We start from the raw sequence: 13987 nt of genomic DNA, 5'->3' as shown, positions 1-13987 counted from the left end.
GGTCCGGACCGGCGGCTAGCGTTTGGGCCAGTACCAGAGGGGCTCGTCCAGGGGGCCCTCGCGGTCCGCCACCTCGGTCTGGCCGAAGTCCTTGAGCAGGGTGATGGTCCGCAGGTCCACGCGGTGGCGGTGAACGCCCGAGGCCAGGGCCTGTGCCAGGGGGGCGGCGTGGGTGACCACCACCGTCTGGGTGTTCCGGGCCACCGTCAGGATCAGGTCCGCGAGGGGGCCCAGCAGATCGGGGTGGAGGCTGGTCTCCGGCTCGTTGAGCACCATCAGGGCGGGCGGGCGCGGGGTCAGCAGGGCGGCCGTCCACAGCAGGTAGCGCAGCGTTCCGTCGGAGAGTTCCGCCGCGCCCAGCGGCCGCAGCAGCCCGTGCTGGTGCAGCTCCAGTTCGAAGCGGCCGTCCCGTTCCGCGACCGCCACGCTGCTGCCGGGGAAGGCCGCCTCGACGGCGGCGTCCAGCGCCGCGTGGTCGCCGGTCTCCCGGATCGTCTGGAGCGCGGCCGGCAGGTCGGAGCCGTCCGCGGCGAGAACCGGCGTACGGGTTCCGACGCGCGGGGTGCGGGCCGGCGCGTCGGCGTCCGTCCGAACGTGGTCGTAGAACCGCCAGGAGCGGATCAGCTCGCGCAGGGCCAGCAGGTCGGGGGCCAGTTGCGGGTCCGCGAGTTCGCTGAGCATGGAGTCGTACGGGCGCAGGGCGCCCTGGGTGCGGTGCCAGCCGCCGTCGGCGGTCCGGGTGCGCACGGCGGGCCCGGCGCGGTCCGAGAGCAGGGCGGCGGGGCGCAGCACCGGCCCGGCCCAGGTGGACTCCCGTTTGATCTCGGGGTCCAGACCGAAGAGCGAGTCGGGGACCGGTGCGGGGTGGCCGAAGTCCACCGCGTACCCGAACTCGTCCCCGGCGAAGCCGAGCCGCAGGCTCACCGGTTCGGAGCGCACGGTCGGCTCGACCGCGTACCGGCCCTCGCGCACCGCCCGGCCGATCTTCTCCGGCCCGGCCCACAGGGTGGAGGGCAGACCGCCCTCCCGGGCCAGCGCCGCGACGGCGCCGCCCCGCGCGGAGTCCGCCAGCAGCCGCAGGGACCGGTACAGGCTGGACTTGCCCGTGCCGTTGGCGCCCGTCACCACGGTGAGCCGGCCGAGGGGGACGACGAGTCTGCGCAGGGAGCGGTAGTTCTCCACCGCGAGCGTCGTGATCACGGGGCGGTGATCATGTGGTCGTGATCATGGGGTGGTCATGCCTCCGGGTGTTCTTCGGGGGCGAGGAAGCGGCCCATCGGCAGCACCTGGCGGCCCCAGGTGCTCGCCATGATCTGCCCGGCGAGCAGGTACGTGGCTCCGAGCGCGGCCAGCAGTCCGCTCCATCCGGTGATCCGGTTCCAGACCACCGAGCCGGTGAACCCGCTGATCGTCATGGCCACGAAAACCACCAGGACGCACGTGAACGTCGACAGCAGCACCAGGTGGATCCGCCAGCTGCCGATCCACAGCACGAACACCACGAACACCCACGGCAGCGTGAACAGCCCGCTCACGTCCCCGCGCAGCGCCGGATCGGTGGCCGGCAGCACCCACTGGAGCAGACAGGCCTTCGCCATCCAGAACAGCCCGAAGCCGCCGAAGACCGTGGCGTGCCAGGTGTCGCCGCGCTGCGCCTGGAAGAGCCCGGCCAGCAGCTGGGCGAGCCCGCCGATGAAGAACCCGACCAGCGGCAGCACGGAGTGGCCGAGCTTCTCGGGGAAGATGCCCGCGTCGATGCCGGTGGCGATGGTGGTGACGACGATGAAGCCGGTGAGTCCGAGGGCGCCCAGCTGCGCCTGCGCGCTGGGCTCCATCCGCTTGACGGAGACGGCCTGTTCGGCCGGGCCCTGGCGGTTGCGGACGTGGATGGGGTTGTTCACCGCACGGCTTCCCGCTCCGGCAGGGCGTCCGGCCCCTCGGGGAGCCCGCTGCCCACCGCGGTTCCCGCCTTGCCCCTGCGGCCCGCCGCACAGGCCATCGTGATCGCGGAGCCGAGCACCGCCCAGCCGCTCAGGACCAGCAACGACCCGGTGATGTCATTGCCCTTGAAGTACGCGATCGAGCGCGCGGCGTACGTGCCCGCGCCCGGCGGCAGCCACGGGCCGATGGCCTTCCAGAACGGCGGCAGCAGCGGGTACGGGTAGGCGCCGCCGGCACTCGGGTTGCCGAGCACCACCACCAGCAGGATCGCCAGACCGATGCCGACCACGCCCGCGAGGCCCTGGAAGGCCAGGGTGATCGCGCCGACGGCGAAGACGACGAGGGTGCCGAGCCCCCACAGGGCCCAGATGCTGCCGGGCAGTGCGCCCAGGACCGGGTCGGCGATCACCGCGCCGAGCAGCCCGGCCGCGATGGAGTACACCAGCAGGGCGCCGAGCCGGATGATGGCGCGGTGGAGGTTGGCGGGCCGGGCGCCCGCGCTGATCGCGAGGATCGCGGCGCACAGGTAGCCGCCCACGCACCAACCCACGACCAGGTAGAACGAGCTCAGGCCGCGCGCGTCGCCGGCGGCCGTCGGGGCCACGTCCACGATGCGGACGCTGCGCCCCTGGGTCTTCTCGACGACGCCGACGATCTCCTCGACGGCCTGGGACAGGGAGGCCCCGGCGCCGCTCGCGACCAGCAGTTTGTCGGTCGTACCGGCCGGGTCGATGATCAGCGCGCCGTCCACGTCCCGGTTCTTGATCTGCCGCAGCGCCGTCGCCTCGTCCTGTACGGCACGGGGGTCGAGCGGCTTGCCGGGCAGCGCGGAGAGCTGTTTCGCCGTCTGTTCGGCGATCGGCGCGGCGGGCGCGGCCACGGCGATCGGGATCTCGCTGGGCTTGGGGTGATGGAAGGCCCCGACGTACGAGGTGATGAAGGCGAGCTGGAGCGCCAGTACGCCCAGGACCAGGAGAGCGGCCCGGGTGGTGACGGCGTCCTTGATCTCGGCGAGAAAGCCGCCGGACTGCCCTTGGTCTGCGTGGGTGGGCTGGGTCATGTCTCACACGCTCGGCGTACCGGGCGCCCGGCGCAGCAGGGGAGGGCCAAATGGATGACGGCCGTCGGGGCCGGCCACCAGGACGCACGCGGATTTTTTACCGACGCGTAACTTCCCAGTTTTGCTACTCGCCCGTAATTTAGCGGCTGCAGCACCCCCTTGTGATCCGGATCACGGGATGCACCCCCACGTACTTCCCGCGCCATCCCTCGTTACTCCCCTTGAGCCGCAAGGAGATCACACGATGCTGCCCTGGAGACGCCTGCTCCGCCCGCTGGCCGTCCTCACCCTGACCGCCGCCGCGCTCGTCGCCCCCACCGGAGCGGCCCAGGCCGCCTCGGCGCCGAGCAGCGGCTGGAACAACTGGTCCTGCAAACCGTCCGACGCCCACCCCCGGCCCGTCGTCCTGGTCCACGGAACCTTCGGGAACTCCGTCGACAACTGGCTCGGCTTCGCCCCGTACCTCGTCCACCGGGGCTACTGCGTCTACTCCCTCGACTACGGGCAACTGCCCGGCGTCCCCTTCTTCAACGGGCTCGGCCCCATCGAGCAGTCCGCCGGACAGCTCGACGCCTTCGTGGACAGGGTCCTCGCCTCTACGGGGGCAGCCGAGACCGACCTCGTCGGCCACTCCCAGGGCGGCATGATGCCGCGCTACTACCTGAAGTTCCTCGGCGGCGCCGCCAAGGTCAACGCCCTGGTCGGGCTCGCCCCCGACAACCACGGGACGACCCTGCTCGGCCTCACCAAGCTCCTCCCGTACTTCCCCGGGGCCGGGGACCTGATCAGCGAGGCCACCCCGGGCCTCGCCGACCAGATCGCCGGATCGGCCTTCCAGAACAAGCTCAACGAGGGCGGGGACACCGTCCCCGGAGTCGCGTACACGGTGATCGCCACCCGGTACGACGAGGTGGTCACCCCGTACCGGAGCCAGTTCCTCAGCGGGCCGAACGTCCGCAACGTGCTGCTCCAGGACCTGTGCGCGGTGGACCTCTCGGAGCACGTGGCCATCGGGCTCACCGACCGGATCGCCTGGCACGAGGCGGCCAACGCCCTCGACCCGGCGCATGCCGAACGGACCACCTGCGCGTCGGTCTTCTCCTGACGGCTGACGGCTGACGGCTGACGCGTGACGCCTGACGCGTGACGCCTGACGCCGACGGCGGGCGGCCCCGACGGGCCGCCCGCCCAGGTCGTCAGCCCAGGTCGTCAGCGGCCGTGGCGGCCCGGGGTCGCACGGCGGCGGGCCAGCCCGAACAGCACGGCCGCGCCGACGGCCAGGATGCCGGCCCCGCCGATCGCGATCACCGGGGTGGCGCTGCTGCCGCCCGTCTCCGCGAGGCCGGTCCCGGTCTGCGAGGGGATCGGGGACGGGGCGCCGCCGCCGTTGGTCTTCGGGTCGTTGTCCCCGTGCCCGTGGTGCTCCACCGTGGACTTGTCGGCGCCTGCGGAGATCTGCTCGTCAGTGGGGGCGGAGGGGAGCTCCGAGGGGAGCTTGGACGGCTGCTGCGAGGGCACGGAACTCGGCTTCGAGCTCGGCTTCGAGCTGGGCTTGGCACTGGGCTTGCCGCCGTTGCCACCCGTGCCGCCCCCGCCGTTGTCCTTCCCGAAGACCACGTCCGAGCAGGTGTAGAAGGCCTCCGGGCTGTCCGAGCGCTGCCAGACGCTGTAGATCAGGTGCCGGCCGGTCTTGTTGGGGACGGTGCCGGAGAAGACGTAGTCGCCGTTCTGCATCCCCGGGTCGGTGACCTTCACGAAGGGCGCCGGCTCCAGGTCGGACCACTTCAGCGGCTTCGACGGGTCGTAGCCGTCCTTCGTCACGTACAGCTCGAAGGAACCCTTGTGCGGGGCGGTCCCCTTGTAGCGGAAGGTGTGCGCGCCCGCGGCCATCGGGCTCGCCGGCCAGTCGGCGCGCGCCAGGTCCAGCCCCCTGTACTTGTCGTTGCCCGCCGAGCACAGCTGTCCGTCCGGGATCAGTGCCTTGCTCTGACCGGCCGCGTTGGCGATGTTCACCGCGTTCCAGTCGTAGAACGCCTGCGCCCCGCTCGCCGCGACCGCCGCCTTGCAGGCCGCCGACTTCGGGGACTCCGGACCCTCCGCGTAGCACGCCGCCACCCGGCTGACCGGGTCCGTCATCGAACCGTGGGCGGCCGCCGGGGCGACGGCGTACGCGGCCACCGCGAGCGGGGCGAGTCCGGCTGCGATGCGGGCTGCGGTACGGCGTGCGGGCATGGTGGATCTCCTCTGGGCACGGCACAGGGCTGCGCGAGTCGTGGGTGCGCCGGAAGACCGGGGCTGTGCGGCGCCGCCCCTCACGGGTTCGCGGCGCCGCATCCGGCCCTCCCTGGCCCAGCCAAACTAACCGCCCGGAACCCGAGTTCCACCGGGTTCGAGCCCCTGGAGCCGATCCTTAGGGCGCAGTTAAGGAGCCACTAAGCGGGGCCTACAGAAAGCGCCCCGGCGGGGTCCGGGGTCAGGCCAGCAGGGCGGACAGGCCGGCCGTCGAGCGGGCCTGGGCGTCCAGGGCGTCGAGGGCCCGCACCGCCCGGGAGGCCGCCTCGGGGTCGGTGTCGGCGAGCCCGCTCTCGGCGAACTCGTCCTCGTCGAGCCGGAGCACCGTGCTCCCGTCGGCCGATACCCACAGGTCGAGGTCCAAGTCCTCGATCAGGATCACCCTGTCCGCCACCGACGCCGGGCGGGTGATGTCGCAGTACCAGCCCTTGAGGACGCCCCCGCCCGTCCGCACCTCCTTGACCGCGTACCAGCGGTCGCGCCAGAAGTGCTCGGTGAACACGTCGCCCGGCTCGAAGCGGACGAACCCGAAGTCGCGTACCCCGGGGGCCGCCCAGGGGGCCCGTACGGTGATCCGGGTGCCCGTGTCGGCCACCAGATCGGCCGGATAACGGATCTTCGTACGGCCCGCCTTGGTGAGGGTGACGGCCCATCGGTCGGTCATCGTGGTCTCTCCTGTTGTCACAGTTGCTTGGTGTAGCGGGTCTCCGTGGCGCAGACCTCGTACCCGAACCGGGCGTTGACGGCGAGCATCGGAGCATTGCCGGTGTCGTTGCCGGTGAACGCCTCGGTGCAGCCGGCCGCGCGGGCCCGCAGCAGCGAGTCGGTCTTGGCCAGTCGGGCCAGTCCCCGGCCGCGGAACGGGCGCAGGGTGGCGGTCATGGCGGAGGAGTACCGCCCGGCCCCGTCGGTGTGGGCGGCGGTGAAGCCCGCCACCCGGCCGTCCACCAGGACCACGGTGGTGAGCTCCCGGTCGAGGTACGGGTGCTCCCAGGTGTTCCGCAGCCAATCCTCGTAGTCGTCGAACTCCACCGGAACATCGCCCGGTTCGTCCAGGGTCGCCGCCGCGTCGGCCTCGAAGAGCGGGCGCGGATCGGCGGCGAAGGCCGAGCCGGCGCGCAGCTCCACCCCGTCCGGCAGCTTCCCGGGCAGCGCCGGCAGGCCGGCCGCGGCGAGGTCGAGCCGCAGGAAGTGCGCGGAGCGGGAGGGCCGGTACCCGTGGCGCTCGGCGAAGGCACGGTGCGCCGGCTCGTCGAGCACCCAGGCGAACGATGCCCGTGCGTGCTCGGCCCGGAGATGCTCCTCGGCCGCGTCGAGCAGTGCGCTTCCGGCGCCCAGGCCGCGGTGGGCGGGGTCCACGTAGGCGTTGACGAAGCCCTGTCCGGGCTCGGGGCTCTCGTGGGCGATGCCGACCTGGGCGGTGCCGATGACCAGGCCGTCGGCGTTCTCGGCGACGAGGAGGCGGTAGCGCTTGTCGGGGTGGGCCGATGCGAGCTCGTGGGCCACTCCGCGGGCCGTGCCGATCATGAAGGGGAGGGCGGCGCGGCGGACCCGTACGACGGACTCGGCGTCGCGCGGGTCGGTGGGGCGCACATCGCGAATGGTGGTGATCACCTGTGTGACGGTAGGGCGGCGGGACGCCCCGCGCCTGCGAATTTCCCGGCGGATGGGGGACAATCGGCCGCGTGACCTCGACTTCTCCGCACCTGAAGATCCGCATCGACGGCGCGGCGGGCGCCGCCGCCCCGTACGAGCAACTGCGCTCCCAGATCGCCGCCGGGGCGCGGGCGGGCCGGCTGCCCGCCGGGTTCAAACTGCCGACGGTCCGCGGGCTCGCGGAGGACCTGGGGCTGGCGGCGAACACGGTCGCGAAGGCGTACCGGGCGCTGGAGTCGGACGGCGTGATCGAGACGCGCGGCCGGGCGGGCAGCTTCGTGGCGGCGTCCGGTGACGGTCCCGCCCGGGAGGCGGCCACCGCCGCGCAGGCCTACGCGGAGCGGGCGCGCCGGCTGGGCCTGACCTTCGACGAGGCGACCGCGGCGGTGCTGGACGCGCTGCGCGCGCGGTACGCGGACTGACACGCGGGAGCGCTCTGCACGGCCGGGCCCGCTCTGTCCGGCCGGGCCCGCTCTGTCCGAACGGCCCGCTCTGCATGCCCTGCACCGCCGGGCGGCGCCCCTGCCCGACGGTGACCCGCCGGTCAGTCCTTGCGCGGGAACAGCCGGGCCTGGAGGTGGTGCTGCATGGGCTGCCCCACCGCGGCCATCTCCTGCACGATCGTCAGCCCGCCCTCCTGGAGCGCGTACCGGCGCCGCATGCCGGTGACCTCCTTGGCCCGCGGGGTCAGCCCCACCGTGTCGGTGGCCATCTCGATCTCCGTACCGGAGACCCGGCCGACGTACGTCTCGACGATGCCCGTCGGGTGGGCGAGCGTGACCTCGACCGAAGCGTCCGGGAGGATGCGCCACCATCCGGTCTCCCGGCCGGCGGGGCGCACGGCGGTGCCGGAGTCGTCGATCAGCCACGCGCGGGACTCGTAGACGAGGAAGGGCCGGCCGTCGTGGCTGAAGGTGATCTCCTGCTCGTACCGGAACCCGTGCTCCAGGGTCGGGTACTCGCCGCTGCCCCGGCCGTGCCAGCGTCCGATGAGGCCGAGCACCGGCTGGAGCTGCGGGTGCGGCTCGGGGCCCTCGCCGAGGACGTGGCTGTCGGGGAAGGGATTCTCCTGCGCCGGTTCGAGCACGGTGCGTTCTCCTGTTCGTGGGTCCCCCGGAGGTGCGGACGGCCGGTGGGGGCCTTCGGCCGCGCCCCCATTGTCCTCGCCGTGCGCGCCGGACCCGTGCGCGCCCCGCGCGGGGGGACCCGTGGGCCGGGCCGCCGCGCTTGCGCGGGCCGCACGTGGGCATACCGCACTCGCGCGGGCCGCACTCGCCCGTGCCGCACTCGCGCGGGCCGCACTCGCGCGGGCCGCACCTACAAGTACAGCCCGGCGTCCGTGTCGTGGCCCTGCGGCGGCAACAGGGCGGCGGGGCCCGACGCGCCGCGGCGCAGGGCGTAGAGCTCCGCCAGCGTCGCGCCCTCGCGGGAGATGCCCTCGTCGGTGCCGAGCCAGTCCACCGACTCGCGGTGCGTCAGCCGGCCGATCTCGATGCGGGCGAGGCACCGCCCCGGTCGGACCACCGCCGGGTGGAGCCGCTCCAGGTCCTCGTTGGTCGTGACGCCCACCAGGACGTTGCGGCCCTGGCCGAGGAGGCCGTCCGTGAGGTTCAGCAGCCGTGACAGCGCCTGCCCGGCGGTGTGCCGGGCCTCGCCGCGGATCAACTCGTCGCAGTCCTCCAGCAGCAGCAGCCGCCAGCGGCTCTTCGCCGTGCCCTCGTCCTCGCCGATCGCGATGTCCATCAGGTAGCCGATGTCGTTGAACAGCCGCTCCGGGTCCAGTACGCAGTCCACCTGGCACCAGTCCCGCCAGGACCGGGCGAGCGTGCGCAGGGCGGAGGTCTTCCCGGTGCCCGGAGGGCCGTGCAGCAGGAGCAGCCGGCCGGCGATGTCGTCGGGGGTGACCTTCATCAGCCGGTCCATCGCCCCGGCCACCGGAGCCGTGTAGTTGGGCCGTACCTCTTCCCAGGTGCCGGCCGCGATCTGCCGGGTCGTCCGGTACGGGCCGCGGCGCGGGGAGACGTACCAGAAGCCCATCGCGACGTTCTCGGGCTGGGGTTCGGGCTCGTCCTGCGCGCCCTCGGTGGCCTCGCCGAGCATACCGGCGGCGAGTTCCTCGCTGACCGCCGTCACCGTGACGTCCGCACCCCGGCTCCAGCGGGAGACGAGCACGGTCCAGCCCTCGCCCTCCGCGAGCGTCGCGCTGCGGTCGCTGTCGCGGGCGGAGCGCAACACCGTGGCCCCGGACGGCAGCAGGGTCGCGCCCGGCTTGACCCGGTCGATCGACACGCTGTGCGAGTGGGGCTGCTCGCCGGACGCGAAGCGGCCGAGGAACAGCGCGTCGACGACGTCCGACGGGGAGTCGCTGTCGTCGACGTTGAGCCGGATCGGCAGCGCGTCCTGAGGGTTGGCTGGCATGGCGCCCATGATCCGGCACGAACTGGCCTCATGCACCCGTGTTTCGCCGGATCGGGTGGCGGGATTCCCTCTTCAAACGCCGTGCGGGTGAAGATTCGCGCCGCATGTCCGCCCCGAACATTCTTGGCATGAACACTTCCAGCCGACCTCGGTTCCTTGTACCACGGACTCAGGAGTAACTCCGGAGTAACCCCCCACGAGGAGCCGCACACATGAGCATGAAAATGCCTCGTTTCGCCGCCTTGGCCTCTGCCCTGTTACTCGCCGCGGGCGCAGCCCTGTTCGGAGCCGGTCAGGCAACCGCCGCCGCCGACTTCGGCTACGTCGCCCTCGGCGACTCCTACTCCTCCGGCGTCGGCGCCGGCAACTACGACAGCGCCAGCGGGAACTGCAAGCGCACCACCCGCGCCTACCCGGCCCTCTGGGCCGCCGCACACGCCCCCCAGACCTTCTCCTTCGCCGCCTGCTCGGGCGCTCGTACGGGTGACGTGATGAGCAGTCAGCTCACACCGCTGAACGCCGGCACCGACCTCGTCAGCATCACCATCGGCGGCAACGACGCAGGATTCTCCGACGTCATGACCACCTGTGTGCTCCAGTCCGAAGCCACGTGCGTCAGCCGGGTCAACCAGGCCAAGGCGTACGTCGACTCCACCCTCCCCGGCCAGCTCGACCAGGTCTACAACGCGATCCACAGCCGATCCCCGGGCGCCCGCGTGGTCGTCCTCGGCTATCCCCGCTTCTACAAGCTGAACGGCACTTGCGTGGCCGGGCTGTCGGAGGGCGAGCGCACGGCCATCAACGGCGCCTCCGACTACCTCAACGCCGCCATCGCCAAGCGCGCCGCCAACCACGGCTTCGCCTTCGCCTCGGTGGCCGGCGCCTTCACCGGGCACGAGATCTGCTCCGGCAGCGAGTGGCTGCACAGCCTCAACTGGCTGAACATCGGCGAGTCCTACCACCCGACCGCCGCCGGACAGTCCGGCGGCTACCTGCCCGTCTTCACCAGCGCGGCCTGACACGTGACGGCCTGGCGCGTCATGGACCGACGCGTCACGGACCTACGCGTCACGGACTGGCCGTCGGACCCGGGTTCGGTGACGGGGAAGCGGTAGGTCCGGACGTGCTCGGGGAGGAGGCCCCGCCCGTCGGGGTCTCCTCCTCGCACGTCACCGAGAACTCCAGCCAGGCCGAAGCCGCCTCCGACGGCGCCCGGACCTCCAGTCGCACCGCGTCCTCGAAGGTCGTGTCCGGGTGGTGGGTCAGCTCCGTGTGCTCCAGCCGTACGCTTCCCGGCCCGCCCGCCGGGTACGCGAGGGTCCGCCAGCCGGGGCCCGAGGTCTGCCCGCTGCGCGTCGCCCACCGGTACTCCACCATCGCCGGTGTCCGGTCCACCGCCACGGTGGCGGTGAAGGCGGGCGCCTCGGCGGCGGGTGCCGGGCACTCGCCGCGATAGGCGTCCCGGAGGGCCTGGACGGCGGACAGGGTGATGCCCGGCGGCGGCGTCGCCGAAGGGGAGGGAGAGGGGGAGACGGAGGGCGAGGGGGACGCGCTCGGCGAGGGAGTCGGGGAAGGCGAAGCGCTCTGCGTGACGGTCGGGGCGGTCGTTGCCCCGTCATCGCCGTCCCCGCCCGTGTTGCGGTCCTTGAACAGCAGCCATCCCAGCAGGAGCACCACCGCGAGCAGCACCACGATGCCGCCGCCCAGCACCAGCCCGGCCCCGTTCCCGCCGGTCTCCGGGGGAAGCGTCCGCGCCGACCGGGTGTCGGGAGCGGGCGGCAGCGGCGGGGTGGGGTGGCCGTACCGGTGCTGCATCACGGAGGTCGGGTCGTCCGCCCCGAACCCCGCGCCCGTCGTCGGAGCCGTCGCGGGGCCCGACACCGGCCCGCCGGAGGCGCGTACGGTCCCTCCCGCGCCGACGATGCGCAGCATCCGGGCCGCCTCGGCCGCGGACAGCCGCTCCTCGGGATCCTTGACCAGCAGCCCCTCCAGGACGGGCGTCAACGGCCCGGCCCGCCGCGGGGCCGGGAACTCCTCGTCCACGACCGCCCGCAGGGTGGCCACCGGGGACTCCCCGCGGAAGGGCGGGACCCCCTCCACGGCCAGGTACAACATCACCCCGAGCGCCCACAGGTCCGACGCGGGACCCGGCTCGCGCCCCAACGCCCGCTCGGGCGGCAGGAATTCGGGGGACCCGACCACCTCGCCCGTCATGGTGATGGCGCTGGAGCCCTCCAGGCTCGCGATCCCGAAGTCGCCGAGCACCACCCGGCCGTCGTTGGCGATCAGCACGTTGCCCGGTTTGACGTCCCGGTGCAGCACCCCCGCCTCGTGCGCGGAGCGCAGCGCGGCCAGTACCTGTTCGCCGATGTGCGCGGTCCGCTGCGGGGTGAGCGGCCCGTCGCCCTCCAGGACTTCCGCGAGCGAGAGTCCCCGTACGATCTCCATCACGATCCAGGGCCGGCCGTCCTCGGTGGCCACGTCGTAGACGGTGACCACGCCCCGGTGCGAGACGCGGGCCGCGGCCCAGGCCTCCCGCTCCAGACGCCGGTACATCCGGGCCACCTCGGCCTCGTCCATCCCGGCCGGGGCTCGCACTTCCTTGACGGCGACCTCGCGGCCCAGGACCTCGTCCCGGGCCCGCCACACCATGCCCATCCCGCCGCTGCCGAGCGGGCCCAGCAGGCGGTAGCGTCCGGCGATGACACGATCGCCGGCGCCGTCCCCGTTCGACGTGGACTCAGTCACCGAAAGCCTCATTCACGCGCGCCCCCAAGAGCGTTACCGGACGATCACTCCAAGTTAGCGCAGAGCGTGCGCCGTGACTCCGGTCGCGACAGGAGTCACGCAGTCGGCGCCGATGTGGTTCCAGGCCACCCGAACCCCGCCGGATTTCGCGGAGAGTGACGATCGACTCCGCTGAGTAATCGTCAACTCCCGCTCGCCACACGGGCAATTCACACCACCGGGATACCCGTGCACGACGTGGGGACGATAGGGTTACCCTGCCCGGTGGGCCGGGTGCCCTCATACGGGTGGGGAGAGACATGGAACAGATAGCAATGCGCAGCAGGCCGCCTCGCGTGCCTGCCATCACATGCGGCAGTGGTGCGACCAGTTCGCGCCTCGACCGTCACCTCGCCGTGCTGGGCGGTCCCGCCGTCCCGCACCGCGAGACCGCCGAGGCGACGCTGCTCATGCGCGAGCTCACCTCGCGCGACCACACGCACCGGCTGCGGAGTCGGAGCGCGCGCGTATCGCTCTTCGCGCCGCTGCGGAGGCTCCGGCGCACCCTCTTCGGCAGCCGCCGTTCGTAACCGTCCGGTACAGGGGCGTTCCCGCCCCCGCAGCGCCGCCGCTTCGTCCCCGGCCTGATCGACCCTGCCCAGTCAGCGAACCACGCCGTCCCGGCGCAATGCCGCGATCTGTTCGCCCGTCATCCCCAGGGCGTGCAGTAGGGCTTCGGTGTGTTCGCCGAGCGCGGGCACCGCACCCATGTGCGGTGCCGCGCCGCCGGGCAGCCCGATCGGCGGCAGCAGGGCCCGCAGCGGGCCCGCGGGCGAGCCCACCTCCCGCCAGCGGTCCCGGGCCTCCAGCTGCGGGTGCGCGGCGAGCTGTGCCACCGAGTTCAGCCGTGCGCAGGCGATGCCCGCGGCCTCCAGTCGATCGATCGCCGCGTCCGCGCCGAGCCGGCCCAGCGCTTCGGCGACCACCGCGTCGGTCTTCTCCCGGTTCGCGGTGCGCGCGGAGTTCGTCGCGAACCCCGGATCATCGGCCAACTCCGGCCGCTCCAACAGCTGTTCGGCCAGCCGCCGCCATTCCCGGTCGTTCTGCACCGACAGCAGCACCCGGTCCCCGTCCGCCGTCGGGTAGGCGTCGTAGGGCGCGATCACGGCGTGCGCGAGGCCCGTCCGCACCGGCTGTTCCCCGCCGTGCATGGTGTGGTGCAGCGGATGCCCCATCCACTCGGCGAGCGCGTCGAGCATCGACACCTCCACCCTGCCGCCGCGCCCGGTGGTCCCACGGCGCAGCAGGGCGGCGAGCACGCCCGAGAAGGCGTACATGGCGGCCGCGATGTCCGCCGCCGGGATGCCCGCCTTGACCGGCTGCTCCGGGGTGCCGGTCACCGAGACCAGGCCGGCCTCGCACTGGACGAGCATGTCGTAGGCGCGCTTGTGGGCGTACGGGCCTTCGGGTCCGTAACCGGAGACGTCCACGGCGACCAGCCGGGGGTAACGGGCGCACAGCGCGGCCGAGTCGAGCCCGAGCCGGGCGGCGGCCCCCTGGGCGAGGTTCTGCACGAACACGTCGGCCCCGTCGAGCAGCCGGTGCAGGACCTCCCGGCCGCGCGGGTCCTTGAGGTCGAGCGCGATCGATTCCTTCCCCCGGTTGGCCCACACGAAATGCGAGGCGAGACCGTGCGCGGCGGTGTCGTAGCCGCGCGCGAAGTCCCCGCCGTCGGGCCGCTCGACCTTGATCACCCGGGCGCCGAGGTCGGCGAGCTGGCGGGTGGCGAAGGGTGCGGAGACGGCCTGCTCGACGGAGACGACGGTGATGCCGTCGAGGGGGAGGGGCTCGGGGAGGGAATCGGTAGCCATGGCCCCTGCCTACCGGGTCGGG

Annotated in this window: 14 protein-coding genes; 4 read left to right on the top strand and 10 right to left on the bottom strand. The window is 73.0% G+C overall.

Annotated features, from left to right (window positions below):
- Positions 1 to 15 precede the first annotated feature (15 nt).
- The 3 genes from ACFVX6_RS13640 to ACFVX6_RS13630 are packed head-to-tail and all read right to left on the bottom strand — an operon-like array spanning position 16 to position 3001.
- Positions 16 to 1200, bottom strand: a complete 1185-nt coding sequence (locus ACFVX6_RS13640) for an AAA family ATPase (protein WP_389690949.1) — start codon at positions 1198 to 1200, stop codon at positions 16 to 18.
- Positions 1201 to 1235: 35 nt separating this feature from the next.
- Positions 1236 to 1901, bottom strand: coding sequence for an acetate uptake transporter (locus tag ACFVX6_RS13635; RefSeq protein ID WP_389690947.1), 666 nt, complete (start codon positions 1899 to 1901; stop codon positions 1236 to 1238).
- Positions 1898 to 3001 carry a DUF3533 domain-containing protein gene (locus ACFVX6_RS13630; RefSeq protein ID WP_389690945.1) on the bottom strand — a complete coding sequence of 368 codons (1104 nt, stop codon included), beginning with the start codon at positions 2999 to 3001 and terminating at the stop codon, positions 1898 to 1900. Before ACFVX6_RS13630 ends, ACFVX6_RS13635 begins: the two co-directional genes overlap by 4 nt.
- 244 nt (positions 3002 to 3245) lie before the next feature.
- On the opposite strand from ACFVX6_RS13630, the gene ACFVX6_RS13625 reads away from it, so the two are divergent.
- Positions 3246 to 4106, top strand: a complete 861-nt coding sequence (locus ACFVX6_RS13625; RefSeq protein WP_389690943.1) for an esterase/lipase family protein — start codon at positions 3246 to 3248, stop codon at positions 4104 to 4106.
- Between the two features lie 104 nt (positions 4107 to 4210).
- Here the strand turns inward: ACFVX6_RS13625 and ACFVX6_RS13620 are convergent, their stop codons facing one another.
- From ACFVX6_RS13620 to ACFVX6_RS13610, 3 genes are all read right to left on the bottom strand, one after another.
- On the bottom strand, positions 4211 to 5233 hold the full coding sequence (locus tag ACFVX6_RS13620) for a lytic polysaccharide monooxygenase (RefSeq protein WP_389690941.1): 1023 nt from the start codon (positions 5231 to 5233) through the stop codon (positions 4211 to 4213).
- Positions 5234 to 5474: 241 nt separating this feature from the next.
- Positions 5475 to 5957: a DUF402 domain-containing protein gene (locus ACFVX6_RS13615; protein ID WP_389690939.1), complete on the bottom strand. Its 483-nt coding sequence runs from the start codon at positions 5955 to 5957 to the stop codon at positions 5475 to 5477.
- Positions 5958 to 5974: 17 nt separating this feature from the next.
- Positions 5975 to 6907, bottom strand: coding sequence for a GNAT family N-acetyltransferase (locus ACFVX6_RS13610; protein WP_389690937.1), 933 nt, complete (start codon positions 6905 to 6907; stop codon positions 5975 to 5977).
- Between the two features lie 71 nt (positions 6908 to 6978).
- Here ACFVX6_RS13610 and ACFVX6_RS13605 point away from each other — a divergent pair, with 71 nt between their 5' ends.
- Positions 6979 to 7371, top strand: a complete 393-nt coding sequence (locus ACFVX6_RS13605; protein WP_389690935.1) for a GntR family transcriptional regulator — start codon at positions 6979 to 6981, stop codon at positions 7369 to 7371.
- Between the two features lie 122 nt (positions 7372 to 7493).
- On the opposite strand, the gene ACFVX6_RS13600 is transcribed toward ACFVX6_RS13605, so the two are convergent.
- Positions 7494 to 8036 carry an FABP family protein gene (locus tag ACFVX6_RS13600; RefSeq protein WP_389690933.1) on the bottom strand — a complete coding sequence of 181 codons (543 nt, stop codon included), beginning with the start codon at positions 8034 to 8036 and terminating at the stop codon, positions 7494 to 7496.
- Positions 8037 to 8266: 230 nt separating this feature from the next.
- Entirely contained in the window at positions 8267 to 9367 is a 1101-nt protein-coding gene (locus ACFVX6_RS13595; RefSeq protein WP_389690931.1) for a DUF5925 domain-containing protein, read from the bottom strand.
- A gap of 218 nt (positions 9368 to 9585) precedes the next feature.
- Here ACFVX6_RS13595 and ACFVX6_RS13590 point away from each other — a divergent pair, with 218 nt between their 5' ends.
- A complete protein-coding gene (locus ACFVX6_RS13590; RefSeq protein ID WP_389690998.1) occupies positions 9586 to 10386 on the top strand; it encodes an SGNH/GDSL hydrolase family protein in 801 nt (266 codons plus the stop codon).
- Positions 10387 to 10435: 49 nt separating this feature from the next.
- On the opposite strand, the gene ACFVX6_RS13585 is transcribed toward ACFVX6_RS13590, so the two are convergent.
- Positions 10436 to 12115, bottom strand: a complete 1680-nt coding sequence (locus ACFVX6_RS13585) for a serine/threonine-protein kinase (RefSeq protein WP_389690929.1) — start codon at positions 12113 to 12115, stop codon at positions 10436 to 10438.
- A gap of 299 nt (positions 12116 to 12414) precedes the next feature.
- On the opposite strand from ACFVX6_RS13585, the gene ACFVX6_RS13580 reads away from it, so the two are divergent.
- Positions 12415 to 12684: a hypothetical protein gene (locus ACFVX6_RS13580; protein WP_030720225.1), complete on the top strand. Its 270-nt coding sequence runs from the start codon at positions 12415 to 12417 to the stop codon at positions 12682 to 12684.
- Between the two features lie 72 nt (positions 12685 to 12756).
- Here the strand turns inward: ACFVX6_RS13580 and ACFVX6_RS13575 are convergent, their stop codons facing one another.
- A complete protein-coding gene (locus ACFVX6_RS13575; protein ID WP_389690927.1) occupies positions 12757 to 13965 on the bottom strand; it encodes a CaiB/BaiF CoA transferase family protein in 1209 nt (402 codons plus the stop codon).
- Positions 13966 to 13987: the final 22 nt, after the last annotated feature.

This window comes from Streptomyces sp. NPDC058289 (assembly GCF_042880975.1).
Taxonomy (GTDB): Bacteria; Actinomycetota; Actinomycetes; order Streptomycetales; family Streptomycetaceae; genus Streptomyces; species Streptomyces stoeckheimensis.
The sequence above is the reverse complement of the archived record's forward strand: the minus strand, read 5'-3'. Positions and strand labels throughout refer to the sequence as shown.